A 25047-nucleotide genomic window follows, 5' to 3' on the forward strand; every position below is an offset into this window, starting at 1 on the left:
TTGCTTTCTAACAATAGTCTACTTACTTGATTTTACTACTTATTACCTGTATATTAACCTTAAATTAATAGTATTTCAGAAACTTTACCTTATTATCCTATCTAATTTGGAGCTGGCGTTGATCCGCTCTTTCTTTTACCTGGTTGTGCCCATTTATTGCGTGAATAAGTACCCGGTCGATTAAAACCCGGCCATACTATTTAATTGATTAAGTGCCTTTTGTGTTTACCGCTCCGTAATAATTAGATTTTCGGATAATAGTTTCCCGCAAAATGTTAGAAGTAAAGTTTTCAAATTTTATTTCTAGACTTACTTAAGCCGGTTAAGCCGGAACTAATTCAGATTCAGGAGCAGCCTTGCCCTTTTATTTTTTACCAAAGGCCTTGTAGCGTACGGAGATCGGTAACCGAAGAGAATGAGTTGGCTGCGTGAGCCGTTCCGTTTACCAGAAACAAAAATTTAAAAGAACCATACTCGCATGAAACTTCTTCTAACGGTCTTTATTATTTTAATATTTGGAGGTACCGCCTTTACTCAAACGGCCAAGCTCGATAGTTTAAATAAACTTATCAGCCAAGCTTCTACGGATACCGCCCGAATTAATTTAAAGAACAAAAAAATTTCTATTATCAGCAGAATCGATATCGACTCTGCTATTGCCTTAAGCAAACAAACTGTTAAAGAAGCCATAAACATCCATTACCAGAAAGGGGAAGCTACCGCCAGATTACAACTGGCCAGCAATTATTGCATGAAAGGCACCTATCCCTTAGCGGCACAGAACCTGCTTTTATCCAAAAAAATATTTCTCTCTTTAAAAGACTCTTTGGGTTTTTGTGATACCTATTCTGTTTACGGGATGATGTATGGCATGCAAAGTAAGTATGATACCTCTATTACCTACTTAGAAAAAGCCATTGCTGTGGCCGAACGAAATAAATACAAAGAAAGGTTAAACGCTTACTATAGCAATCTTGCCATTGGCTACCAAATGAAGGGGAATTATTTAAAAGCCTTAGAATTTTACCAGAAATCATTAGACCTCGCTAAAGAGAAAAAAGACACTGTTGCTCAGGCTAAAACAGATTTAAATATGGGCTCAGCCTATATTAATACGGGAGATACCATTAGAGCCCGAAGATTTATTCTGGAAGCTATCCGGCTTGCTAAAAAGGAGAACTTGAAAAATGTGGAATTATACGGCTATACTAACCTGGCCGAACTTTACTTGGAAATGCAGCAACCCCAACAAGCTTATACGTATGCTTTGCAAGCAGCTAATCTGGGCAAAGAAATGGGCGATAACGGAATTAGATCCGTCAGTTTGGCAAAAGCGGCTAAATCACTTGCCAAAATGCAAAAATTCACAGAAGCGCTCACCCTAGCCAAACAAGCCATCACCATGGCCGATTCTTCCGGTCAGACCTATAATCGATACCAGGCTTATTCTATTATGGGTTCCATTTTAAAACAGCAACAGCAATATAAAGCCGCTATTCCTTTCCTGGAAAAAGGCTTGGCGGTATTAGAAAAAACCGATTTTTATGGAGAAGATGTGGGAGTTACGTATACTACTTTATCGCATTGTTACGAAAAAACGGGCTATTATGAGAAAGCTTTATCTTTTTATAAAACGTCCAAGCAAATTGCCGATTCCATCCTTACCCGGGATAATATCCGCAAAACCACGGAACTCAGCATGAATTATGAGTTTAATAAAAAGCAAGAAGCCCAGCGGATCGAACAAAAAAACAAAGATGCCATTACCCAAGCCCGGCTGTTAGCGGTACTTATTATATTTGTCTTAACTTTAATTTTGGCTATGGTGGCTTTTAGGGCCTACCGCAATAAGCAAAAGGCAAACGCGCAACTGCAACTTCAAAAAGAAGAAATCCAGAAAACCTTATCTAAACTCGAACGCACCCAAGCGCAACTCATCCAACGCGAAAAAATGGCTTCGCTCGGTGAGTTAACGGCCGGTATTGCCCACGAAATTCAAAACCCTTTAAATTTTATCAATAATTTTTCGGAGATAAATACCGAATTAATTACCGAGCTAAAAGAAGAAGCGGATAAAGGAAACTTAAAGGAAATCAAAGAAATAGCCGCTAATATTGAAGAAAACGAACAAAAAATAAATCAGCACGGTAAGCGGGCCGATAACATTGTAAAAGGCATGCTGCAACACTCCCGTACCAGCACCGGCGAAAAACAACTTACTCCTATTAATGCTTTAACCGAGGAATACCTGCGTTTGGCCTACCATGGCTTGCGCGCCAAAAATAAGGATTTTAATACCACCTTAGTTACTGATTTGGATAAAAGCTTAGGTAAAATAGAAGTGGCGCCGCAGGAACTCGGCCGCGTGTTACTCAACCTGTTTAACAATGCCTTCTACGCGACCCAACAGAAAAAAGCCCGGCTTAACGGCCAGTACGAGCCCGAAGTAAAAGTAACTACCCGCCAACTAGACGGCAGTATCCAAATTAGGGTCCGCGACAATGGCATGGGTATACCGGAAAATGTGCAAAGCAAAATCTTTCAACCTTTCTTTACCACCAAACCCACCGGGCAAGGTACGGGATTAGGCTTGTCGCTGAGTTATGATATTATTACCAAAGGGCACGGGGGGGAACTGGAAATGCAATCGAAAGAAGACATATATACCGAATTTATTATCCGTTTGCCATTAAAGAACAAAGAATTCTAAGTTAAGGTATTTTCCTGACCAATAATAACATGAAAATTCAGCTTTATTCCAAGGTACTTTTAATTCAATTGCTCTTTACTAGCCTAATTAGTTATGGGCAAATCGGGCAAGTTAAATTTAACCTGGTGGAAGGAATGAATGGGATTTCTGTAGGCAAAGTTACCGGCATCACCCAAGACCCACAAGGATATGTGTGGTTTGCTGATCAGACACAAAGGTGCATTACTCGGTTTGATGGTTACCAAATGAAAAGTTACCGTTATAACCCTTCGAATCCGAATTCCTTAGGAGGCAATTATCCCGAAAGTATCTGGGCTGATTCAGCCGGAACTATCTGGATAGGGTTTTATGGTATGGGACTAGATAGGTTCGAGCCGGAAACAAATACATTTACTCATTACCGCCATAATCCGGATGATAACACCAGTTTAAGCAATGATAGTGTTACGGCGATATTGGTGGATCACAAGGGGATTGTTTGGATAGGCAGTTACGGAGGGTTGGATCGGTTAGACCCCATAACCGGTAACTTTACGCATTATCGCCACCATCCTGAAGATAAAAATAGCCTGAGTAATAACCGGATTAGGGCGCTTTATGAAGATCGACAGGGTACCTTATGGATTGGTACGGGTTTACCGTGGGAACCTAAACCGCCAGAAATAGGTGGACTGAACCGATTTAATCGGCAAACAGAATCATTTACCCGCTACTTACATGACCCCCAAAATGCGCACAGCCTAATTGACAATAATGTACGAGCCATATATGAAGATACCCGGGGAACTTTTTGGGTGGGCACAGCTGGGGATGGACTGCACACCATGGACCGGGAAAAAGGGAGTTTTATTCGTCATACTTATAATCCCGCCCAGCCAAATCAGCTCAGTCGACCGCCAGTAAAGAAAAGCAGTATTTACGATCATATTACCTTTATTACAGAAGATGGTGCGGGAGCTATCTGGATTGGTACTTTTTTAGAAGGAATTACCCATTATGATCCAGGAACTAAAAAACTTACTCATTACAGTAATGATGTAAACTCCTCAAGTGGTTTTAAAGATAATAGTGGTTGGGTGAGTTATACTTCCCGCGATGGTATACTTTGGGTTAGTACGCAACAGAATAATTTATACCGCATTGATCCCTTCCATAAACAGATTCCGCATACCAATTTAGAAAGTCGGGTACTTGCCTTACAGGAAGAAATGCCAGGTATTTTATGGGTAGGTACAGAGAATGGGCTTAAAATTCACGACCGGAATAAAAATAAAATTCAAACATTCATCCACGATCCAAGTAATCCCGCAAGTATCAGCAGTAATATAATTTATTCCATTTATAAAGATAAAAGCGGCACTATGTGGGTAGGCACTCTTAATGGATTAAGCTATACCCAAGCTCCTAACCGTGCTTTTAATAAGTATCTGTTTCAACACCTTAATAATGAAATTTTTGCAGGAAGGTTTGTAACAGCCATTTTCGAAGATGGTAGTAGGCAATTCTGGTTAGGAACCCATAGAGGCTTGATTTTGATGAACCGAAATTCTAGGATGTTTAAATACTTCCTGCACCATCCCAAGGATCCTACTAGCTTAAGTAATAATTATATTTCGGTTATCCAAGAAGACCAGCTAAAAAACATTTGGGTTGGTACCTGGTATGGTGGAGGAGTTAACCTATTTAACAAACAAACCGGCAAATTCCAGCGTTTTCTAGCTGGCTATACTGTTAATTCCATTTATGAAGACGCCTTTGGTAATATTTGGGTTGGAACGGAAAATGGCTTATTCCGCTTTGATGAGCATATAAATAAATTTATCAACTTTCATCATTCACAATTTGATTTAAGTACAGCCTTCGTTACTAGTATCATAGAAGATAATCAGAAAAATCTTTGGATAAGCACTTTGTCCGGCATATACCGCCTTAACCAGAAACAAAATGAAATAATAGTTTATGGGAAGAATTATGGGGTTAATACCACCAGCTTAATGGCTGCTGCTGTTTATAAGACTAAGCAGGGGGAACTTCTTTTTGGAAATTCAAATGGTTATTTTACTTTCTACCCAGAAAAAACAGTCAATACCTCCCAACCACCCAGCATTCTTCTTACTGATTTTAAAATAAACAATCTACTGGTAAAAAGGGAAGCAACAAGCCCTTTAAAAAAGCCTTTGACCCAATCCAATTTGATCAAACTTCAACATAACCAAAATAGTTTTTCCTTCTATTTAGCTGGAATTCATTACGGAAATCCGGCAGGAAACCAGCACTTTTATAAATTGGATGGTTATGATAACACTTGGCGTGAAGCTGGTACGGATAATACTATATACTATCCTAAGGTGCCGAATGGAAGTTATAACTTGCGGGTTAAAGTTGCCAATAATGATAGTTTATGGGCTACTAAATCTATCCGTATTATTATTCTTCCGCCTTGGTGGCTTACCTGGTGGGCTTACACTGTATATGGTTTGTGTTTAATAGCGATGGGCATTGCTTTTGACCGTTACCAACGAAAAAGGCTGATTCAAAAAGAACGGGAAAAAGCCAGGGAGAGAGAACTAGAGCAAGCCCATGAGATAGAAAAGGCCTATCACAAATTGAAGCAAACCCAAGAACAGTTGGTGCAAAAAGAAAAGATGGCCTCCTTAGGAGAACTCACCGCCGGTATTGCGCATGAAATCCAAAATCCTTTAAACTTTGTCAATAATTTCTCGGAAGTAAGTACAGAATTGATTGATGAAATTAAGCAGGAAACTATTGCGAACCATACTAAGGAAGTGTTGGCGATTGCCGATGATTTAAAGCAGAACTTAGAAAAGATTCACCATCATGGAAAACGAGCCGATGCTATTGTGAAAAGTATGCTGCAACACTCCCGCAGCAGCACCGGCGAAAAAGAACTTATTAATATCAATGACTTAGCCGAAGAAAATTTACGATTAGCTTACCATGGGTTAAGGGCAAAGGATAAAAACTTTAATGCTAGCTTGCTTACCGACTTTGATAAAAGTATTTATAAAGTAGAAGTAGTGCCCCAGGAAATAGGAAGAGTGCTGCTGAATTTATTTAATAATGCCTTTTACGCCACCCAACAGAAAAAAGCCCGGCTTAATGGCCAGTACGAGCCCGAAGTAAAAGTAACTACCCGCCAACTAGACGGCAGTATCCAAATTAGGGTCCGCGACAATGGCATGGGTATACCGGAAAATGTGCAAAGTAAAATCTTTCAACCTTTCTTTACCACCAAACCTACGGGCCAAGGAACGGGATTAGGCTTGTCGCTGAGTTATGATATTATTACCAAAGGGCACGGGGGTGAGCTAAGAGTAGATTCGAAAGAAGGTGAGTTTACCGAGTTTAGTATTATATTACCGCGTTCAACGAAGGCATTAATTGTTTAATTAATTACCTTTAGCCTAAATTCCAGCCGGTTACTGTATGTATTTTTTTACGTTACTTTCTGTTTTTCTGCTTCTGCGGCGCCTACTTAAATCTAATAGGGGTACTTCCCAGACGTTTAAGTGGGATCAATGGCTGAACGTTTCCAGTTGGATTACGTTGGGTCTTATGTTTGCCATTGGCAGTTTTTTAAGCGACGAAGTATCTAATTTTAGCGCGGCTATCTACCTGTGGTTGGTTATATTCTTCATCTACAAAGAACCCGATTTTTATTCGTCCCGCGCCTTTGTTACGCCTATTTTGCCGTTTGCCGTTATTGCTTTTTTAAGCGGTTTTTTAAATTTAATCGTGCCTGATTTTTACAAAAACTGGGAAGGTTATTGGAGTGCGGCGATAATGGGAGCATTCGTCTGGAATTTTGCCAGTTGGATAAACGCGAATAAACGGGAGAAAGAACTGGATTACGAACGCCAGCAAAGGCAACTGGAAGAACAACAAAAATTAGCTCTCTCCGTCCGTAAAGACCAGTTAGAAGTGTTAGTAGCCGAGCGGACCGCCGAAATTACGCAGCAAAAAGAAGAACTGGAAGCCACGGTAAAAGAATTACAAGCTACCCAGACCCAACTGATTCAGCAGGAAAAATTGGCTTCTTTAGGCGAACTCACCGCGGGCATTGCCCACGAAATTCAAAATCCCTTAAATTTTGTTAATAATTTTTCGGAAGTAAGCACCGAATTACTGGAGGAGCTAAAAGTAGGACCTTTGCAAAAATTACCGGAAAACGAAAAACAATACGCCAATGAAATTTTGTTTGATTTAACGCAGAATTTAAACAAAATCTCGCAGCACGGCCGGCGGGCCGAAAAAATTGTAAAAGGTATGCTCCAGCATTCGCGCACGACCAATAACCAGAAAGAACCCACCGATATAAATGCTTTAGCCGATGAATACCTGCGGCTTTCTTACCATGGTTTACGGGCCAAAGACAAATTTTTTAACGCCACTTTAAAAACCGACTATGCGCCCGATATCAGTCCCATAGAAGTAATTCCCCAGGATTTAGGCCGGGTATTGTTAAACTTGTATAATAATGCCTTTTACGCGGTTAGTGAGAAAAAGAAAATTAAGAACGGTTCCTATGAGCCCACCATTTTTGTAACTACCCAGCAAAAAGACGGCAAAATAGAAATTAAAGTAAAAGATAATGGTTTGGGAATACCGGCGGCTATCCGGGATAAAATTATGCAGCCTTTTTTTACTACCAAACCGGCCGGCAAAGGTACCGGTTTAGGGCTGTCTCTTAGCTACGATATTATCACCAAATCCCACGGTGGCTCCATTGACGTGAATACCCAGGAAGGCGAATTTTCGGAATTTATCTTGCGGTTACCTCGGAATAATGGATAATATATAATAATTTAAACACAATTTAGCCCAATTTTATAAGTACATGAAAATATTGGTAGTAGACGACGAAGCCGATGTGCAACCCTTGTTTTTACAGCGCTTCCGGCGGGAAATAAGAAACGGAGAACTGGATTTTGCCTTTTCCCAGTCCGGGGAAGAGGCGTATACTTACCTCGAAAAACACGACTCGGAAGTAGTACTTATTTTATCAGACATTAATATGCCCGGCATGAGTGGTTTGGAATTGTTACGGTTAATAAGAAAGAAACACGAAACCAAACCCCCTACCATAATGATGGTTACCGCTTACGGCGATGAAGAAAATTACCAGCAAGCCATGAAACTGGGGGCCGACGATTTCTTAACCAAGCCCTTGGACTTTACTCAATTGAAAGATAAACTTAAAACTTTTGCATCCTGATGGCAAAAATATTGGTGGTGGATGACGAGACGGATTTAGAGTTGCTCATAAAACAAAAGTTTCGCCGGAAGATTAGAGAAAATGCCTATGAATTTGTTTTTGCGCACAATGGCTATGAAGCTTTAGAAAAATTAGCCGAACATCCGGATTTAGATATTATTTTGAGTGATATTAATATGCCCGAAATGGATGGCCTTACCTTACTCACTAAATTACCCGAGGCAAACCCTCTGGTAAAAGCGGTGATGGTTTCCGCTTACGGCGATATGGAAAACATCCGGATGGCTATGAACCGGGGCGCTTTTGATTTTGTGTGCAAGCCCGTTAATTTCGAAGACCTGGAATTAACCATGGACAAGACCTTACAACATGTGTATCAATTGCGCGAAACCATGCAGGCCATAAAGGAAAATAACATCCTTAAAATGTACGTCGACGAAAATGTGCTGCATTTTATGACGCACAAAGAATTCGAAAACAGCTTACTGGAAAATGAGACCATTGAAGCCACCATTATGTTTATTGATATTTGCGGCTTTACCTCCATTACCGAGAAAGTATCGGCCAACGAAGTAGTGCACTTGCTTAATAAGTATTTTGACTTGATGGTGAAAGAAATTATTGCGCAAAAAGGCCACGTAGATAAATTTATGGGCGATGCCATAATGGCTGTATTCCGCGGGAAATTCCACCTCGATCGGGCCATTGATGCCGCCCTGGCCGTTAAAGAAAAATTAAATAGCGAAGAAGAAGTACAGTTAGACGGAATTGCGTTTAAACCAAAAATTTCGATTGGCATAAATTCGGGCGAGGTTATTTCGGGTAACATTGGTTCTGCTTCCCTCCGGCGCTTAGATTTTACCGTTATCGGCGACGAAGTGAATGTCGCGCAACGGCTGCAATCTATTGCCAATCCTAACCAGATAATTATTTCCGAAGCCTCCTATGAAAAAGCCAAAGAATCGTTTAGCTGTCAAAAGGTGAAGGAAGTAAGTTTAAAGAATAAAGTAAAGCCAGTTATTATTTACGAAGTTCTGGAATGATGCTGCTGGAGGCAAGATGCTAGACACTAGATGCTAGATGTTAAATAATAGGGGTTATGTGATTATTTATCAGGTATTTACATTAAAACAAGTAATAATTTTAGTCAATTATTATCAAGTAAGTCGAATAATGAACATTGAATATCTAGTATCTAGTGTCTAGCATTTAGTATCGAACATCAACTTGAATGAAAAGTCGGATTTTTACCTTATTAAATATTAAACCATCGGAAGGTGGGTTGGTGAAGCAACTTTTTTTGGTGCAATTTTTTTTAGGGGTAGGTACCTCTTTTTTATTTACCAGTGCCCTCACGTTATTTTTAGCTACTTACCCCATCAAAGAGCTACCTAAAGTTTCATTATTAGCCGCCGGCTTATTGTTAGTGGCCAATTTTGTTTATGCCCGCTTAGAAGCCAAGTTATCCGCTAAAAAACTGCTGCAGCTTATAATTTTGTTTTCCCTGGGTTCTATTGTGTTTACCTGGCTGGAGGCTACTATTTTTTCTATTTCCTGGTTGCCTTTTTTCTTGTCGGCCTGGAATTTAGTGGTGTACATGGTGGTAAGCTACGCCTTTTGGGGAATGACCGCCATTATTTTTAACGTGCGGGAAAGCCGTAGACTATTTTCGGTGGTAGGTTCCGGCGATATTCCTGCCAAAATAATTGGCTACGCGGCGGTCGCAATTTTGGCTCCGGTAATTGGCGTCATTAATGTTTTAGCTCTCTCTATCGTTGCCTTTCTGCTCGGTTATTATTTCTTAAGGCAATTTCAGCACCCCAGTATTGTGGCCGTTCCGGAGCATAGCCATTCTTCGCACGGGCCTGGTCATGCAGCGGGTAATCATCCGCCTATAATAGAACGTTTGTTTCAGAACAATCTCATATTTGTTATTGCCATTTGGTCTTTTCTGGGTTTTACTATCTACACCCTCATTGATTTAACTTTTGTAACCGAAATTAAAGTAAGATTTAAATCCAGTCAGGAGCTAGCTTTTTTTCTGGGGGTGTTTTTTGCTATTGGCCGCGTTTTAGCCATTTTCCTGAAATTAATTTTTAGCAGCCGGGTTATTAACCGGCTGGGTTTAGCTAACTCTTTGCTTATTACGCCCGCGGTTTTATTACTCATTACCGGGACGGTTCTGCTCGTCGATAAATCATTAAATACCGGCTTAATGGTTTTTGGCGTAATGGTTTTATTCTCGGAAGTTCTGAAATCGGCGGTGCAGGAACCGGCCTTTTTTATTTTATTTCAACCTCTGCATCCGCACTCCCGCTTAAAAGGTCATTTAATTACCAAAGGATACACCCTGCCGTTTGCTTTAGTGGCGGTTAGTATTTTCGCTTTTATTTTCCGGGACCAGAAAGGAGATATTTCTATTTCGTTGGTTTGCGGTACGCTGGTAATTTTGCTCGCTGCTTGGTCGCTGCTTGTTTCGCTGATTAAAAAAGAATACTTGCATACCCTTATTCGGGCTTTAAAAAAAGGATATTTTACCGGCACCCAGTTATTTTTAAACGATCAACCGGTAAGAGAGTTGTTACTGGCCAAAACCGAAAGCCCGAAGCCCAAAGAAGTGCTTTTCGCTCTGGAGTTATTGGAAAAATCGGGTTATACTAAGTTTAATGATTTACTTTTACGAGAATTAAACAGCCCCTTTGCCCTGGTTAAAAAGTTTGTTCTTGCCCGAATCATTCACCGGAATATTACGGAGGCTTTACCGCTTGTTCAGCAAAAAGTAAGCGCTTCTTCCGACCCGGAATTAAAGCCGGATTTAATTACTGCCCTTTATTATTTAAATTCCGACCACGCCGGGGAACAAACTAATTTTCAAAATCTTGACCCCATTAGTAAGAAAGCGGCTTTATTAGGTTTAGCCGCCCGAACTGAATTAAAAGTAATTAGTTTAGTAGAGCAGGAAGTCGCCTTTTTAACAACCAGCCCAGGGGAAGAAGATAAGTTAATAGCCCTGGAAATTATGGCCGATGCTCCGCACGGTGAATTTTACGCCAGCTTAAAAACTTTATTGCAGGAACCAGCTCCCGCGATCTACAAAAAAGCTATCGAAACGGTGGGTAAAGTACGGGCCTTCCCGCTATGGCGAGCAGCAACTAAAGTAGCAATTCAAAAAAAGGCTACTAATTCCCTGCAAAAATCAATGCTGTTTTTTGGAGACGCTATTTTTGCCCCGGAATATACTAATAACCCTGATTTACCGAATGAAGTTATTCTGGCGCATATAAAATCGGCGGGAAATTGCAATGGCAAGTTCTCTACCGCTTATTTAATGAATTGTTTAGCCCCGGAAAATGAGTGGAAGGATGCCGCCTTAGCCGCACTTTTTCACAAAAAAGTAAATGTGGCGGGCTCCGTTGGGGAAAAAGAAGTTGTTTTATGGCTGGAAAATAAATTAGAGCAAGGGAAACGCAAAGTAAGCAGCTACCCTACATTAGCTGCTTCCGCCTCTGCCACCCTCTTGGCTGCTGCCGTTAAATCGGAAATAGAACAAGACTTGCAGTTAATTTTAAAGGCTTTTGCCCTTTTGTACGACCGGCAAGGTTTGGAAAGAGTGCTGCAATTAGTAAAAAATGCCGGCAACGATACCCGAATTTATAATGCCATTGAAATGTTAGAATTAAGAGTTCCTAAACGGTATTTTTTACAAGTAGATAGTATTTTGGAATTTTTACTGGATAGTGGCGTGGCGCAACCGGAAATTTCGCGGAACGCTAACCTAGAACTTACCTCGCTGATAAAAGAAATAATAAGCGCTCCCGCCGGTGATTATACCATCTGGACGAAATCGGTGGCACTTTACCTAATTCCAACTCTGGCCGATAAATCGCTGTATAAAATCTTAGCAGAACCTCAGGTAGAGGAGAATAGTCCTTTATTTAGCGAAACCAAAAATTTTGTTTTATCTCAAGTAGATTTCTAATTACCCCATGCTACTCATAGAAAAAGTGCTGACGTTACGGTCTTCGGATATTTTCAGCAATACCCCCGAAACGGAATTGGTGGAATTGGCCGGAGTTTTAGAAGAGCTTTACCTAAACCCTAACGAAAATTTGTTTCAGAAAGGAGATACAGGCGAATGCATGTATTTTATTTATAAAGGAAAAATCCGGATTCATGATGAGGAATTAACTTTGGCGGTTCTGGAAGAAAATGAAATTTTAGGCGAATTGTCGGTGCTCGATGCCGAAACCCGCTCGGCGAGCGCTACGGCTCTGCAAGAAACCATATTGCTAAAACTGGAACAAGAGCCTTTTTACGATATTATGATGGCCAATGCCGAAGTATTAAAAGGAATTTTAAAAACCTTAGGCCGGCGTTTGCGCCTAATGGATGCAAAAGCCAAACAAGCCGAAACTACGGTTGCTGCTCCTGCCGGGCAACCTTCGCTTTAACCTCGGCTAAGTGTTGCTGTTTCAGCGGGTCGCGGCGTTGCTTAGACGATGGCGTAAAGTAATGGTGGTTTTCTAAAAATTTAACCTGAACCTGGTTCCATTCCCGTTCATTCGTTACCAAGCCCTGCCACCTAAACTCCTGGTAAAGACCGGCTCCAATCAAAAAAAAATCTTTACGGCCCAGGTAATCCAAATCGGCATCGCAGATTATTTGCTCTAATTTTGATTGCGGCTTTTGCGGAACCTGAGTGGCTCGGATTAATCCGAAGATTATTTCTTTTGAAAAGTAGTAATCCCAAAGTGCGTTAAATCATTTTCGGCAATTTCACAGCTTTTTTCTTCGTGTCCCTGGTACGTATTCAGAAATCCGCTATCGTGGTATAAGGCTCCAATTTTTAAAAGAAAAATATCTTCTTCCGCAATTATTTTTTCTAAACGGGCAATACGCTCACTCTGTTCTAACACATCTAAGGTATGATTAACATGGTGGTAGGTGAGCCTTTCTGATAATCCAGCAGTTAATTTTGCAATAACAAATCTCTGAATTTCAGAATAAGCAGCAGTCGTCATTATGGTAAGCTGGGGTTAGCTAAATATAGCTAATTGAACGGTTATTGTAAATTCTGATTTTAGATGAAGCGCAACAAATTTAGATTATTTTGCACCTTCTGAGTATATTAGTATACTGATAGTTAAAGTTGTTTTCGATCCACTTTGCCATAATCTAGCTTTCCCAGGCATTCTGCTTTCGTTTCGTGAAATGAGTTTAAAACTTGCTTAAAAATGGATCATTTTCTATTATCAAATATTCCTCTTTTTGCCAGTCTGGATAAAGAACATTGTGCGGCCCTGGCCAAAAAGTTGCAGATAAAGAGGTACCAATTTGAGCATTGTAAATTTTTCAAGAGAACGTAGTAGTACCAATGATTCCCTTCTAAATTGAACAATCTAACCCTTCCGGTTCAGAAAAAGCTATTTTGCTCATTAACAATTAACGGATGATTTACACAAAAGTGAATGGATTTTTAGCGGGAATGTGGGTAATTTTTATCCCGGGCACTTTGGGTTGCAGCCATTTGACGGCGTACTGCATCCCGGCTTCTTCACTTACCGCGTGGCTCAGGACCAGTAACGAAGTTTTTTGCCCCATTCGCCGGCCGTCCCGAACCCGTTCTACTGTTTCCCATTCTCTGGTTTCGCCGCTTATAAATAAATCCGGCTTAAATTCCTCAATGGCCGCAATTTGCCGTTTACTATCCATGTAGCCTAGAGCCATGTAAATCCGGGTACAATTTTGTTTTAAATCGCCTACCAGTCGCACCGTGGAGATACCTAATTTTTCTTTCGTTAAAGCTACTATTGCCTTTACAGCTACCGGATTAGGTAAAGTAAGCAAGCGGGGATTTTCGGGGTTATAATATTTTTCCCAACCTAAGGTGCTAAGAGTGCCCATTAAAATACCGTCGGGTTTGTGGGCGTGCCAGTAATCATGAAAGCGCCAGATAGCAATGTTGTGCTTTTTTAATAATGCTATTTTATACTGATAAACCTCATCCTTTTCCAGCCAATCGGTTTCATCCTGGTTGTTGTAAAAGGGAGTTTCGTGCGCAATTATAAAATTAGCTCCTACTTTAGCGGTTTGTTCAATTACCTCTAAGGTAGGGAAAGTGGTCGTTACAATTCCGGTTACCATCTGATCCATAGTTCCTGTTCGTAACTGATCAACGGTTGTCGCAAAGGGTGCCCCGGGAATTTCTTTCAGAATTATAGCAATTACCTGCTGCACGGTAAGTGCATAATTTTTCGGCCAGAATTTCCCGGCAAAACTTAACCTGGGAAAGGTTAAAATTACCGAGGTACCTACAGCTTTCGTCACGGAAGTTAAAAATTTTCTTCTGTCCAGGTTTGCAGTATCAGAATAGATGTTTTTAGTCGATTTCATTTGTTCAGGTAAGAGGTTTTATCGATAAAGTAACAGCCGCGCCTTTAAATAGTAACCACCAGAAGTAAATTAAATGCCCCCAAAGCTATAAAGAAAGAAGTTGGTATTAAAAATTAAGTCAGATGCAATCGAAGCATTTAGGAAAACCATTTGTACCACCGTTCCCAATCATTAAATTTATACCTTTATGGCAGTTGATTTAAGCGCTTTAACATGATATCGGCTTTCCGTCAGTACTTTTCAATTTTATTTATCCTAGAAATGCTCAAGTTTAATAAAATCGAAAAAGAACCGGAAACCAGATGTAATAAGTAATTATTTTTTCATTCGGCTAATATTTTTCCTTATTTAGAATCTGAAAGCAAGTTACCCGGACTTTACACAAAATATTCCCGCTTACTTTATGTTAGCAACTAACGACCGACCATTAATAAAGGGAGAAATTGCGGATTATTGGCTGGACGAAGAAGGGATTTTGTATTCTTATTCTAAAAATCCGAAGCGCACTGTCAAAAACATCTCGGAGAATGTGGCCTTGGTAAAACAAATTACCGGTAATAAAAAAGTGCCTTTATTGATTTATTTGAGCAACTCCCCGGTACCGGATAAGGAAACCCGTAGATATTCGACGGAGCAATTACCCGAGATTTATAAAGCCATGGCGATGGTTTCTAAACCGGGCTTGGCTCAATTTATCCTAAACGTATTGTTCAAATTTAAGTCGCCGCTTATTCCTACGCAGTCATTCTCGGACGATCAACAAGCCCGGGAATGGCTAAAGCAATTTTTGTAAGAGAACTAAGGCCATAGACTTTATCAGCGACTTATCTGAATATTTATTTTACGACGGAGATTCATCATAAAAAATCAAGAAAATTACGCTTAGGTAATTACGCGTAACCGGCTGACTTCTATGAAGTGGAAAAGATTTTTACAAAGTCTGCTTGTAATGGGAGCTTCACCGGCATTCCCCACTAAACTTTTTACGGCCATGAAACCTAATAACCGTATTCAGCTACTCCGCCATGCTACCTTGGTTATTCAAATTGGTAATGGAAAGATTTTGGTGGATCCCATGTTGTCTGCGAAAAATGAAATGGACCCTATACCTAATTGCGGCAACGATATTCGCATTCCGATGGTGGATTTACCCGTGCATGCCGAAGAATTAAACAAAATTATCAATGATGTAGATGCGGTTGCTATTACGCATTTGCACCGCGACCACTGGGATACTGCTGCCCAAAATTTGATTCCCAAAAACAAGTTAATTTATTGCCAACCTGCGGATACGGCGAAAATAAAAGAACAAGGTTTTTTACAAGTAACCCCGGTTGATACCACTCTAAATTGGAAAGAAATAACCATTAGCCGCACCCAAGGCCAACACGGCACCGGCGAGATCGGGCAACAAATGGGCGAAGTATCGGGCTTTGTTTTCCGGGATAAAAACCAGACTATTTACGTAGCCGGCGATACCATCTGGTGCCCGGAGGTGGAAGCTGCTTTACAAAAGTATAAACCCGAAATAACTATATTAAATGCCGGTGGCGCGCAGTTTTTAACCGGTGGCCCCATTACCATGACGTCAGTAGATATTTTGAAAGTACAGGAAACACTACCTCATACCAAAGTTATTGCCGTACACATGGACACCGTAAATCATTGTTTCGTCAAGCGCAGTAACTTAAAAAGAGTAATTTTCGAGCAGAACTTAACTGCCAAGGTGATTATTCCGGAAGACGGGCAACTACTTTCGGTTTAAGTAAATTGCTTTATTCGTGAACAACGGCGACGTTCCTATTTCCTAAATTCCCCTAATTTTTTCTATCTTTCCCGTTCGAGCACGTAATTACCCTTTTTATCCTGAATGACGCTTACCGAAATTATCATCCAAAGAATTCAACAGGAAGGCCCAATTTCCTTTCGTGATTACATGGAAATGGCCTTGTATTACCCGGAGTTAGGTTATTACACTTCGGCGCCGCATAAAATAGGTACTCAAGGCGATTTTTACACCAGTTCTAGTCTGGGATCGGCTTTTGGTACCATGATTGGCCGGCAACTCGAAGACATGTGGGAATTACTGGGAAAAGAAGCCTTTACCATTGTGGAGTACGGAGCCGGTACGGGTGCCTTGTGCCACGATATCCTGAATTACCTGAAAAACAACGAAGAACTGTACGCCCATTTGCGGTATTGCATCATTGAAAAAAGCCCCAGTATGCGCCAAATAGAAGCCAGTCACTTAACGGAAAAAGTGAGCTGGCACGATTCCATTCAGGAACTGGCTCCTTTTACCGGCTGCGTTTTATCGAATGAGTTGTTGGATAATCTGGCGGTACACCAGGTAATTAGGCGCGAGGAACTGATGGAAGTATTCGTGGATTATCAGGCAGGTTTTACAGAAAAGCTCCTCCCCGCCTCTCCTCCGCTGAAAGATTACCTGGCGGACTTACATGTAATTTTACCCCCTAATTTTCGGACGGAAATAAACCTGGAAGCATTGGATTGGCTCCGGGAAATTGCCTCTTCACTTACCAAAGGCTACGTTCTTACTATTGATTATGGATTTACTTCGGACGAGTTGTACCAAGACTACCGCCGGACCGGAACTATTGTCTGCTACCACAAACACCAGGTAAACGAAAACCCCTACCAGAATATCGGCGAGCAAGATATTACTACCCACATTAATTTTTCGGCTTTAATCCATTTGGGCGCAAAATTCGGTTTGGAACTTTGCGGGTACACCAACCAAGGCCGTTTCTTGTTAGCATTGGGTTTTAAAGAATATTTAAAAAATATCGCTATTCCCGGCCAGGACGAAGCTAACTTTAAACAAGAACTTTTTTTAACCCAAACCCTGCTCATGGATATGGGCCGGAAATTTAAAGTGCTCATTCAAGGCAAAGGAATACCGCCAAAAGAATTATTAGGTTTGAAGCTTTCTTAACCGCAGGTTCACGTAAACGGAGATCAGGGCCGCTAAAGCAAAAAGAACAGCCGTTACGGTATCCATAAACAAAGCATTTATGTCCTGGTGCAGCAGTTTATCCGCGTAATACTTGATAAAAGAATTCGGTAAATTTTGTTCGCCCAGCTTTTCTTTAATTTGCCACTGATAATCGGTGATGGAGCAATAGCCCCAGCCGAACCAAATACCTAAAACTACCCAGCGAAAAGTTGTCAGGCCTACACAAATCAAATGTAACTTCCGGGTAGCGGACCAAATCCACCCGAATAAATTAAAACAAATAATTAACAAATGAATACCGGTAAACAAAACGTCCAGAAACGTTAACATCAGTCGTACAATTTGCGAAAGGCATTTACTCGTTTTCCAGCAATTAGGAGTCGGCTAAATCCGGTTCCGGCTAATTTAAAAATATTCCTTTCCAATATAAGCCGAAATGTTACGTTTTAGGCTGCCTTTTCTTTTCGGGCTTCTCTTCTTTCTTCCCGGCGCTCTTTTCGTTCCTCTTTCCGTTCTTCCTTTTTCTCCTCTTTCTTTTCTTGAGTTTTTTCTTTAACGGCATCCAAAACCGTTTTTAATTTACCCGTAGAATTCAGGTTTATTTTGCTGTCCTGGAGTATATTAGATTTGGTAACCAATTCGGTTTTCATTTTTACGTCGTAGCTCACGTCTTTGCCTTCCTTAATAATATCGAGTAAAGTTTTGCCCATTTCTTTAAAGGTAAGCTGCACCGGTATGGTAAAGTTGGTGGTACCCTTGGCGGGTATCTGAATGGTGCCCGGTTTAGTACCCTCCACGGCTTCGTTGTCTTCTAATTTAACGGAATAAGCTATATCTTTTAAGCCTAAGGCAAAAACGTTGCGGTTTCTAACGGTTGCCGCTACCTGCATGGTAGCCCCTTTCAATTTTAAATCGTTTATTTTAATGTCCGTGATTTTTACTTCCGGTATGGTTACCAAAGGCAAACGTTTTTCTACTTTCAGGTTAAATTTATCTTTCGGAATAAGTTTCGTTTTAGAGAATATAGTGGCGTTTACCCGGTAGTTAACGCTGTCCTGCTTTTGCTGAGCGAGCCGGTCGGTTACTTCTTTCAGCTTATCGTAGTACAAAGTTAAAGGTAAAGTAATTTTGGTACTGTCTTTGGCCTCCAACCGCAACGTGTCCGGGTACGTGGTGCGGGCTACTTGCTGGTCGGCGATAAACACTTCGTAGTACAAACTATCCATGGTAAATCCAATGGGCGCCGGATTATCAATGATCATTCCCATTTTCACGTCGGCTTTTTCGGCGGTTAAATTGGTGAGCTGCATGCTCGTCAGGGTAAGTTTAGGTATAATGTAATCGGCTACCTTTTTATCGGAGCGCTGAAACTTAATTACCGCGTAGCCAATTGCTAAGAGCACCGCTAAAATTATTAATCCTATTATCCAGTTTCTGCTTTTTTTTTGAGTATTCATTTTCGTATTTCGTTTACTAGCGCCTAATTCTTGCCGGCAGCATCCGGATTTTTCAGGCGTGCTTTTTCTACCCTACGAAAATTTTCTATTTTAACTAAATAAATTTTAAAGAACCGATTTTGAAGTGCTTAGATTTTTTCTTTTCATACCTTTCTGCCGTTAAAGGCCGTAACTAAAGAAAATAATTCTTGTTTTTCTGAATACTCCAGTCCAGAGAAAGTAAAAGACGTAATGGTAAGGCTGGTAAGTATCCGATTAAAATCAAGTATACGTTTTATTAAGTATACGTTTTATTAGTGTCCACATTAATAAGCCACCATTTGTTAACGTACAACCTATAACTTAAAAACGTATTACCTACTTATGCCTTATTTAAAAATCACTTGTTCCGATGCGGAGCACGCGCAATTTCAGGATATGGCGCAAAAGTTAACTGCCGAAATAATTAATTTGTTTTATAATCCTCAAAGCCGGGTTACCCGCGAAGAACTCCGCCAAAGAACTACGATTCACTTTGTGCCTTACCAACCAGATGAATTATATATTGGAGGCCAGACGGTAAGTCAACGGGGCAGAAAGGATGTAACCGTCGAATTATCGGATTGGAGTATGTCGGTAAAAAAGCAAAAGCAAGTGGCCCAAGTACTTACTCCGGTGTTGGCGCAGTTATTTAGCATTCCGGTAACAGAAACAGATTCAATTAATATCCGTTTTCATTCTTATTCACCCAGCGATTTTGCCATAGGCGGTAAGCTTCTCTCCGATTTGGTTCCTACGGTGGGGCGAATTGCCAAAAGCATTTTTGGCTGAGAAAATCTACTTCTTACTGCTGCGCTTGTTCCTGCATTTGGGTGGTCAATACATCTACGTAATAAGAAGTATAATTCTGGCCTTGTGTTTTGAGTATGCCCCGCAAAGGACTGCAATCGCTGTAATCTACGCCGTGGGCGGCTTTGATATGATTTATTCCTACCAGCAAATTATTCGTAGGATCAAAACCGAACCAACCGTGTCCCGGAATAAAAGCCTCCGCCCAGGCGTGCATTACCGCAGAACCCACGAAACCTCCTCCCTGGTTTAAATACCCCGACACGTAGCGGCAAGGAATCCGGTTTAGGCGGGCAATCGCTAAAAACAAATGCGTATAATCCTGGCAAACGCCTTTCCCTAAGTAAAAAACTTCGCTGGCCGTAGTATGCACGTTGGTAGGCACCGGATCAAATTCGAGCAACTCGTTCACGTATTGGTTTAATTGTTTCAGGTAATCATAAACAGATTGTTTCCGGGGGCGGTTTAACAAACGTTTATGATACGACTCTAAAATGCTGGTGTAGCGGGTAAAGCCTAAGTATAAATGATGGTCGATGAAAAAATCGCGGGAAACCAGAATAGCCTGTTCTTCTTCCAGAGGCAGAGAGTTAACTACCAGCCAGGGTTGGCTTTTTTCGACGGTGGCCCGCATGGTAAATTTAAATTCGGAGAAATGTTTGGCTGAACGCAGGCAAGCCACCTGAAAACCAAACGGGTTCCCGTGGTGATACATTTCTTGGCCCAAGGAATTGGTATACGATATACGGGTAATTCGTTGGGTAGCCTCGGTACAGGGAGCAACTAATAACTCGAATAAGGCTTCGGTAACCGGGGCTTCGTATTTATTATGCGTGTGGTAGTTAATTGTGTATTCGGTGGCCATTGACAACTTTTAAAGTAAAAAAATTAATAAACAAGGTACTTTTCTTCGAGCAACCGGCCCAGCTTGTATAATTTATCCAGCGCTTTATTTAAAAAGCCAATGGTATCATCTTCTACTTCTTCTATGGTCATGAATTGTAGCTGAGCCGCACTTTTGCCCACCTTAAACGTTATGGAATCTTTTCCTTTTGCTTCCTGAAAAGCAATGCTCTGCACATTTTTTTGAATATAGCTTAAATTATAAGCCAATGATTTCGGAAAAGTGGCATTAAACAGCAGAAAATCCAGAATGTTACGGCGCCAGGTATTGGTTTTATAATACCGTTTGTACATATCAAAGGCTTGAGCGCTTTTCAGCAGCATCGTCCATTGGTAATTTTCGGCGGGGCCGCCTCGTTTTGCCGGATCTATTTTTTCTACGTCGTACAAAGTGGTTAAAATCATTTTACAAATTTGCACGGCCCGCTCCAGGTTAATGCCTAAAGATATTAACATCCACACTTCGTCGCGGATGAGCGTATTGGCGATTAAACCTTTAATTACCGAGCTGTTTTCTTCTACTTCCCGGGAAAAACTAAAAATTCCTTTTTGCTGAAATCTGGTGGCATCGTACTTATTAATGCTGTGATAAAACCGGTTAATGGCTTCCCATATTTCCATCGAAATACTGTCGCGGGTACCCCGGGCATTTTCCCGGATTAAATTAACGGTAGATACAATGGAAGAAGGATTATTATCGTCGATGGTAATAAAGCAAAGTACATCATCATCGGTTAGTTGCCCGTATTTTTGGTAATAATCGGCTTGCTGACCCATTAAATCTAAGATAGATTCTAAAGTATTTTCTTTATTCAGCGCCAACGGAGCATCCAGCGACGAAACATAATGCACTTTGGTGTAACGGGCTACGTGTTCGGCCCGCTCAATGTAGCGCCCCATCCAGAATAAACTATTACCAATTCTTGATAACATAAATTTAGTTAAAAGTTACAGGTTGCAAGTTGCAAGTTGAAAAGGTTAGAAGGTTTAAAAGTTAGAAAGTTGAATGGGTTTAAGGTTAGAAGTTAAAATTGTTCTGGCTTTACATAATATTTTTCCCCTAAACCATCCAACTTTTAACCATCCAACAATATAACAGTATGCTTTAATCTGAGATTATAGATTATGGACTATAGATTACGCACAATTCAACAAACCAGCAATTTCATAATTGGTCGACTGTGGACCGTGGACTAACACTTATTTCGCCAGCACCCAGGTATCTTTAGAACCTCCGCCCTGCGAGGAGTTTACCACTAAGCTACCTTTAGTAAGCGCCACCCGCGACAAGCCGCCTTTTAATACATACTGTTTGTCTTTGCCCAAAAGGGTGTACGTGCGTAAATCAATGTGGCGCCCTTCAAATTTGTTTTCCTTTTCGATAAAGGTGGAATGCAGCGAAAGCGACATAATGGGTTGCGCAATGTATTTCCGGCGGTTGGCCGCGATAACTTTTTTTAATTCTTCGCGTTGCTCCCGGGTAGAATTACTGCCAACCAAAATTCCGTAACCCCCCGACTCATCAACCGGTTTTACTACCAGTTCCTCCATGTGCTCTAATACATACGAATAATCATGGTCGAGTTCGCAGCGGTAAGTATGTACATTATTCAGAATCGGGTCCTCGCCCAGGTAGTATTTTATAATTTCCGGCACGTAGCTGTACACGGCTTTGTCGTCGGCGGCGCCGGTACCGGGAGCGTTGAGTAGCGAAACATTTCCTTCGCGGTAGGCTCCCAATATACCCGGTATGCCTAAAACCGAATCCGCTTTAAAAGCCAATGGGTCCAGAAATAAATCATCGATTCGCCGGTAAATAACATCTACCCGCTGCGGGCCATAAATCGTTTTCATGTACACGAAATTATGATCCACGAACAAATCGCGTCCTTCTACCAGCGGGATGCCCATGGTAAGCGCCAGAAAGGAATGTTCGTAATACGCCGAATTATATACGCCCGGCGTTAGAACCACGCAGGTAGGTTCGTTATCGCTGTTTGGGGCCACGGACTGCATAATGGACAGCAACTGTTGCGGATAATCCTGGACCGACAACACATCGTGTTTGCGGAAAAGATTAAACAGCGTTTTCTTCATGGCTTCGCGGTTGGAAAGTACGTAACTAACTCCCGAAGGGCAGCGCACGTTATCTTCCAGCACGTAATACTGGCCGTCGCTGTGCTTAATTAAATCCGTTCCCGAAATATGGTTGTAGATATTACCCACCGGGTTAATGCCCAGCATGGCTTTGGCGTAATGACTCGAACTAAAGATAAGCTCAGCCGGCACAATCCCGTCCCGAAGAATCTGCTTTTTGTTGTAAATATCCTGAATAAATAAATTTATGGCCAGGTTCCGTTGAATAACCCCTCGTTCTAAATGGTCCCAATCACTCGCCGAAATAATGCGAGGGAAAAGATCAAAAGGAAAAATCCGCTCTACGCCCCGGGCTTTGTCGGAGTACACGGCAAACGTTACGCCCTGGTTAAAGAAAGAAACTTTGGCCAGTTCATTTAGTTCGTTAAAATCTTCGGTGGTAAATTGCTTAAACTGATCCAGCACTAAATTATAATGCGGGAAAACTTTCCCCTCCGGGCTAAATACCTCATCCAGAAACCCTGGCTTTAAATCGTAACCGCTAAAAACCCCTTGGTAGGTTTCATAACTCCGGACATCACTCATACATCTTCGTTTATAATGTATACTATTTAACCTAAATAAGTATTAATTTACTAATATTAACTAATTATGGTTGAAATTTTAACTATATTTTTAAAAGTAGTAGTAATTTTCTCTAAGCACCCTTTCATTATGAACTTAACTTAGTGCAACATAATAATAAAATCCGAAATGCCAGTTTTGTTTGGGCCTTTACTTATTTTTAAATAAAAACGAAAGTTAACATTAAAAATAACCGAAATTGCCCTCGGATGGGAGAAGGAATATAATTGCCTTATGCGACTCTATGCTACCATCCCATGCTAAATGACCGGACGAAAGGCTCTACTACATGCCAGATGTTCTAATTAGTAACGTATATACGTAATAATCCGGTTTATCGGCGAAGTTCCTACATTGTTTAAAAGATAGAGCCACTATTCTGTATTTCTTTTATTACTTGATTTTATTTCTTTAAGACTTAATAAGAGCTTACCTAGTAACTACTGGTAGTCAGCCTAAATCTTCTAAATTATCGTACACTGTTTTTTAACGTGAAATATATACTACGCCCTTATGAAAAAATATAAAGTATTAAGAAGCATTTCCGCGGAAGCCTTTGAAAACGAGTTAAATTCCTTGGCAAAAGCCGGTTGGAAAGTAATTTCGGCGAATCTGGCCCAACAAGGCTTAGAAAGCGATGAAGCCATTTTCTTCGCCTTACTGGTAATAAACGATGTTGACGTAGAATTAAAACAGATGCTCGAAGAAAATGTAAATGAGCTGGAAGATATTGATTTAAACCCTTCGGATAATTAATGACATGGTAAAGGGAGCGATTAAGTTATCGGGCTTAAGACAAAAATTAAGTTATTTCTACCTTTAACTAAAGGATAACGCATTAATCCTTTTAGAAAAAACTTATATTTAACCCCGCACAGAACAACTTATTATTCATGAAAAAAATATCTTATTTATTTTCTTTGCTCTTATTTTCCGGTCAGTTTTTACCGGACGCGGAAGCTCAATCCGGCAAGCCTTTGTTTCCGCAAATGCCTGGGATGGAGGCGTATACCTACCGCGAAAGTTTTAAGAAGAACGTAGCGGCTACGCTCGATACCATTAAAATGCTGGGGTTTACCGAGTTGGAAAGCGGCGCTAGTCCTTATGGACTAACGGCCGAAACTTTCCGGAAAATGCTGGATGAACGCCGCTTAACTTGTCCTTCAGTGGGAGCTGGTTACGACGAAATTGTAAAAGACCCCGCCGAAGTTGCCCGGAAAGCCAAAGTATTGGGAGCCAAATACGTAATGGTGGCCTGGATACCGCATAAAAAAGAATTTACGCTAGCCGACGCGCAAAAAGCTGCCAGCGATTTTAACCGGGTTGGTAAGATTTTAAAAGATCAAGGCATTACTTTCTGTTACCATAACCACGGTTATGAATTCGGGCCTTACCAAAATGGTACCCTCTTCGATTACCTGGCCGCGAATACCGATCCGCGTTATGTTTCGTTTGAACTGGATATTTTATGGGCTTTTCACGGGGGGCAAGACCCGGTGCAACTCCTGAATAAATACGGCAGCCGCTGGAAACTCATGCACTTAAAAGATTTGAAAAAAGGCGTGAAAGGCGATTTAACCGGTAATACTCCCATCGAAAACGACGTAGTCCTCGGAACCGGCCAATTAGATATTCCGGCCATTTTAAAAGCGGCTAAAAAAGTAGGCATCAAACATTACTTCATCGAAGACGAAAGCCCCCAACCCCACAAGCAAGTGCCGCAAACCCTGGCTTATTTAAAAAGTTTAAAGGAGTAAGTACAGATTGTAATTACTTATATTACTTATAAAAGTTAAGAAAGCACCGGTAATTCGCTGGTGCT

At 41.0% G+C, this 25047-nt stretch carries 21 protein-coding genes; 13 read left to right on the forward strand and 8 right to left on the reverse strand.

Features of this window, described 5'->3' with window-relative positions:
* Nucleotides 1-478: 478 nt before the first annotated feature.
* The 7 genes from AHMF7605_RS05800 to AHMF7605_RS05830 all read left to right on the forward strand — a co-directional run bounded on the left by AHMF7605_RS05800 (nt 479) and on the right by AHMF7605_RS05830 (nt 12397).
* Nucleotides 479-2710, forward strand: a complete 2232-nt coding sequence (locus AHMF7605_RS05800; RefSeq protein ID WP_106927332.1) for a tetratricopeptide repeat protein — start codon at nt 479-481, stop codon at nt 2708-2710.
* A gap of 29 nt (nt 2711-2739) precedes the next feature.
* Nucleotides 2740-6120 (forward strand): sensor histidine kinase, encoded by a 3381-nt coding sequence (locus AHMF7605_RS05805; protein WP_106927334.1) that lies wholly within the window; start codon nt 2740-2742, stop codon nt 6118-6120.
* Between the two features lie 37 nt (nt 6121-6157).
* Nucleotides 6158-7525 (forward strand): sensor histidine kinase, encoded by a 1368-nt coding sequence (locus tag AHMF7605_RS05810; protein ID WP_106927336.1) that lies wholly within the window; start codon nt 6158-6160, stop codon nt 7523-7525.
* Nucleotides 7526-7568: 43 nt separating this feature from the next.
* A complete protein-coding gene (locus AHMF7605_RS05815) occupies nt 7569-7946 on the forward strand; it encodes a response regulator (protein WP_106927338.1) in 378 nt (125 codons plus the stop codon).
* On the forward strand, nt 7943-8989 hold the full coding sequence (locus AHMF7605_RS05820) for an adenylate/guanylate cyclase domain-containing protein (RefSeq protein ID WP_106927340.1): 1047 nt from the start codon (nt 7943-7945) through the stop codon (nt 8987-8989). Before AHMF7605_RS05815 ends, AHMF7605_RS05820 begins: the two co-directional genes overlap by 4 nt.
* A 188-nt stretch (nt 8990-9177) precedes the next feature.
* Nucleotides 9178-11925: an MFS transporter gene (locus AHMF7605_RS05825; protein ID WP_106927342.1), complete on the forward strand. Its 2748-nt coding sequence runs from the start codon at nt 9178-9180 to the stop codon at nt 11923-11925.
* Between the two features lie 7 nt (nt 11926-11932).
* Nucleotides 11933-12397 (forward strand): Crp/Fnr family transcriptional regulator, encoded by a 465-nt coding sequence (locus AHMF7605_RS05830; RefSeq protein WP_106927344.1) that lies wholly within the window; start codon nt 11933-11935, stop codon nt 12395-12397.
* On the opposite strand, the gene AHMF7605_RS30455 is transcribed toward AHMF7605_RS05830, so the two are convergent.
* From AHMF7605_RS30455 to AHMF7605_RS05840, 3 genes are all read right to left on the reverse strand, one after another.
* On the reverse strand, nt 12360-12590 hold the full coding sequence (locus AHMF7605_RS30455) for a hypothetical protein (protein WP_233218957.1): 231 nt from the start codon (nt 12588-12590) through the stop codon (nt 12360-12362). The two genes, AHMF7605_RS05830 and AHMF7605_RS30455, sit on opposite strands and share 38 nt — an antisense overlap.
* A gap of 77 nt (nt 12591-12667) precedes the next feature.
* The gene (locus tag AHMF7605_RS30460) at nt 12668-12967 is read right to left on the reverse strand and encodes an HD domain-containing protein (RefSeq protein ID WP_233218958.1); all 300 of its coding nucleotides are present in this window, start codon (nt 12965-12967) and stop codon (nt 12668-12670) included.
* 433 nt (nt 12968-13400) lie between these two features.
* Nucleotides 13401-14339, reverse strand: a complete 939-nt coding sequence (locus AHMF7605_RS05840) for a Nif3-like dinuclear metal center hexameric protein (RefSeq protein WP_106927346.1) — start codon at nt 14337-14339, stop codon at nt 13401-13403.
* A 403-nt stretch (nt 14340-14742) separates the two neighbouring features.
* On the opposite strand from AHMF7605_RS05840, the gene AHMF7605_RS05845 reads away from it, so the two are divergent.
* From AHMF7605_RS05845 to AHMF7605_RS05855, 3 genes are all read left to right on the forward strand, one after another.
* Nucleotides 14743-15132, forward strand: a complete 390-nt coding sequence (locus tag AHMF7605_RS05845; protein WP_106927348.1) for a DUF7793 family protein — start codon at nt 14743-14745, stop codon at nt 15130-15132.
* A 120-nt stretch (nt 15133-15252) separates the two neighbouring features.
* Complete coding sequence (locus tag AHMF7605_RS05850; RefSeq protein ID WP_199200200.1) at nt 15253-16104, forward strand: MBL fold metallo-hydrolase; 852 nt, start codon at nt 15253-15255, stop codon at nt 16102-16104.
* A 105-nt stretch (nt 16105-16209) separates the two neighbouring features.
* Nucleotides 16210-17295, forward strand: a complete 1086-nt coding sequence (locus tag AHMF7605_RS05855; RefSeq protein WP_106927350.1) for a class I SAM-dependent methyltransferase — start codon at nt 16210-16212, stop codon at nt 17293-17295.
* Here the strand turns inward: AHMF7605_RS05855 and AHMF7605_RS05860 are convergent.
* Nucleotides 17275-17646 (reverse strand): DUF2784 domain-containing protein, encoded by a 372-nt coding sequence (locus AHMF7605_RS05860; RefSeq protein ID WP_106927352.1) that lies wholly within the window; start codon nt 17644-17646, stop codon nt 17275-17277. The two genes, AHMF7605_RS05855 and AHMF7605_RS05860, sit on opposite strands and share 21 nt — an antisense overlap.
* Before the next feature lie 116 nt (nt 17647-17762).
* Nucleotides 17763-18773: an NDR1/HIN1-like protein gene (locus AHMF7605_RS05865; protein ID WP_106927354.1), complete on the reverse strand. Its 1011-nt coding sequence runs from the start codon at nt 18771-18773 to the stop codon at nt 17763-17765.
* A 363-nt stretch (nt 18774-19136) separates the two neighbouring features.
* On the opposite strand from AHMF7605_RS05865, the gene AHMF7605_RS05870 reads away from it, so the two are divergent.
* A complete protein-coding gene (locus AHMF7605_RS05870; RefSeq protein ID WP_106927356.1) occupies nt 19137-19583 on the forward strand; it encodes a hypothetical protein in 447 nt (148 codons plus the stop codon).
* Nucleotides 19584-19596: 13 nt separating this feature from the next.
* Here AHMF7605_RS05870 and AHMF7605_RS05875 read toward each other — a convergent pair whose 3' ends face one another.
* From AHMF7605_RS05875 to AHMF7605_RS05885, 3 genes are all read right to left on the reverse strand, one after another.
* Nucleotides 19597-20466, reverse strand: a complete 870-nt coding sequence (locus AHMF7605_RS05875; protein ID WP_106927358.1) for a transglutaminase domain-containing protein — start codon at nt 20464-20466, stop codon at nt 19597-19599.
* 23 nt (nt 20467-20489) lie between these two features.
* A complete protein-coding gene (locus tag AHMF7605_RS05880) occupies nt 20490-21437 on the reverse strand; it encodes an alpha-E domain-containing protein (RefSeq protein ID WP_106927361.1) in 948 nt (315 codons plus the stop codon).
* A 267-nt stretch (nt 21438-21704) separates the two neighbouring features.
* Nucleotides 21705-23186 (reverse strand): circularly permuted type 2 ATP-grasp protein, encoded by a 1482-nt coding sequence (locus AHMF7605_RS05885; protein WP_106927364.1) that lies wholly within the window; start codon nt 23184-23186, stop codon nt 21705-21707.
* Between the two features lie 552 nt (nt 23187-23738).
* On the opposite strand from AHMF7605_RS05885, the gene AHMF7605_RS05890 reads away from it, so the two are divergent.
* Nucleotides 23739-23981 (forward strand): hypothetical protein, encoded by a 243-nt coding sequence (locus AHMF7605_RS05890; protein WP_106927366.1) that lies wholly within the window; start codon nt 23739-23741, stop codon nt 23979-23981.
* 137 nt (nt 23982-24118) lie between these two features.
* Nucleotides 24119-24982, forward strand: coding sequence for a sugar phosphate isomerase/epimerase family protein (locus AHMF7605_RS05895; protein ID WP_106927368.1), 864 nt, complete (start codon nt 24119-24121; stop codon nt 24980-24982).
* Nucleotides 24983-25047: the final 65 nt, after the last annotated feature.

It is taken from the genome of Adhaeribacter arboris, from assembly GCF_003023845.1.
GTDB lineage: Bacteria > Bacteroidota > Bacteroidia > Cytophagales > Hymenobacteraceae > Adhaeribacter > Adhaeribacter arboris.

Coding starts and splice junctions, on each gene's coding strand:
- AHMF7605_RS05865 (WP_106927354.1), bottom strand. CDS start 18,773: ATGAATACTCAAAAAAAAAGCAGAAACTGGATAATAGGATTAATAATT.
- AHMF7605_RS05815 (WP_106927338.1), top strand. CDS start 7,569: ATGAAAATATTGGTAGTAGACGACGAAGCCGATGTGCAACCCTTGTTT.
- AHMF7605_RS05895 (WP_106927368.1), top strand. CDS start 24,119: ATGAAAAAAATATCTTATTTATTTTCTTTGCTCTTATTTTCCGGTCAG.
- AHMF7605_RS05890 (WP_106927366.1), top strand. CDS start 23,739: ATGAAAAAATATAAAGTATTAAGAAGCATTTCCGCGGAAGCCTTTGAA.
- AHMF7605_RS05885 (WP_106927364.1), bottom strand. CDS start 23,186: ATGAGTGATGTCCGGAGTTATGAAACCTACCAAGGGGTTTTTAGCGGT.
- AHMF7605_RS05810 (WP_106927336.1), top strand. CDS start 6,158: ATGTATTTTTTTACGTTACTTTCTGTTTTTCTGCTTCTGCGGCGCCTA.
- AHMF7605_RS30460 (WP_233218958.1), bottom strand. CDS start 12,967: ATGACGACTGCTGCTTATTCTGAAATTCAGAGATTTGTTATTGCAAAA.
- AHMF7605_RS05830 (WP_106927344.1), top strand. CDS start 11,933: ATGCTACTCATAGAAAAAGTGCTGACGTTACGGTCTTCGGATATTTTC.
- AHMF7605_RS05860 (WP_106927352.1), bottom strand. CDS start 17,646: ATGTTAACGTTTCTGGACGTTTTGTTTACCGGTATTCATTTGTTAATT.
- AHMF7605_RS05850 (WP_199200200.1), top strand. CDS start 15,253: ATGAAGTGGAAAAGATTTTTACAAAGTCTGCTTGTAATGGGAGCTTCA.
- AHMF7605_RS05825 (WP_106927342.1), top strand. CDS start 9,178: ATGAAAAGTCGGATTTTTACCTTATTAAATATTAAACCATCGGAAGGT.
- AHMF7605_RS05875 (WP_106927358.1), bottom strand. CDS start 20,466: ATGGCCACCGAATACACAATTAACTACCACACGCATAATAAATACGAA.
- AHMF7605_RS05870 (WP_106927356.1), top strand. CDS start 19,137: ATGCCTTATTTAAAAATCACTTGTTCCGATGCGGAGCACGCGCAATTT.
- AHMF7605_RS05845 (WP_106927348.1), top strand. CDS start 14,743: ATGTTAGCAACTAACGACCGACCATTAATAAAGGGAGAAATTGCGGAT.
- AHMF7605_RS05880 (WP_106927361.1), bottom strand. CDS start 21,437: ATGTTATCAAGAATTGGTAATAGTTTATTCTGGATGGGGCGCTACATT.
- AHMF7605_RS05805 (WP_106927334.1), top strand. CDS start 2,740: ATGAAAATTCAGCTTTATTCCAAGGTACTTTTAATTCAATTGCTCTTT.
- AHMF7605_RS05840 (WP_106927346.1), bottom strand. CDS start 14,339: ATGAAATCGACTAAAAACATCTATTCTGATACTGCAAACCTGGACAGA.
- AHMF7605_RS05800 (WP_106927332.1), top strand. CDS start 479: ATGAAACTTCTTCTAACGGTCTTTATTATTTTAATATTTGGAGGTACC.
- AHMF7605_RS05855 (WP_106927350.1), top strand. CDS start 16,210: ATGACGCTTACCGAAATTATCATCCAAAGAATTCAACAGGAAGGCCCA.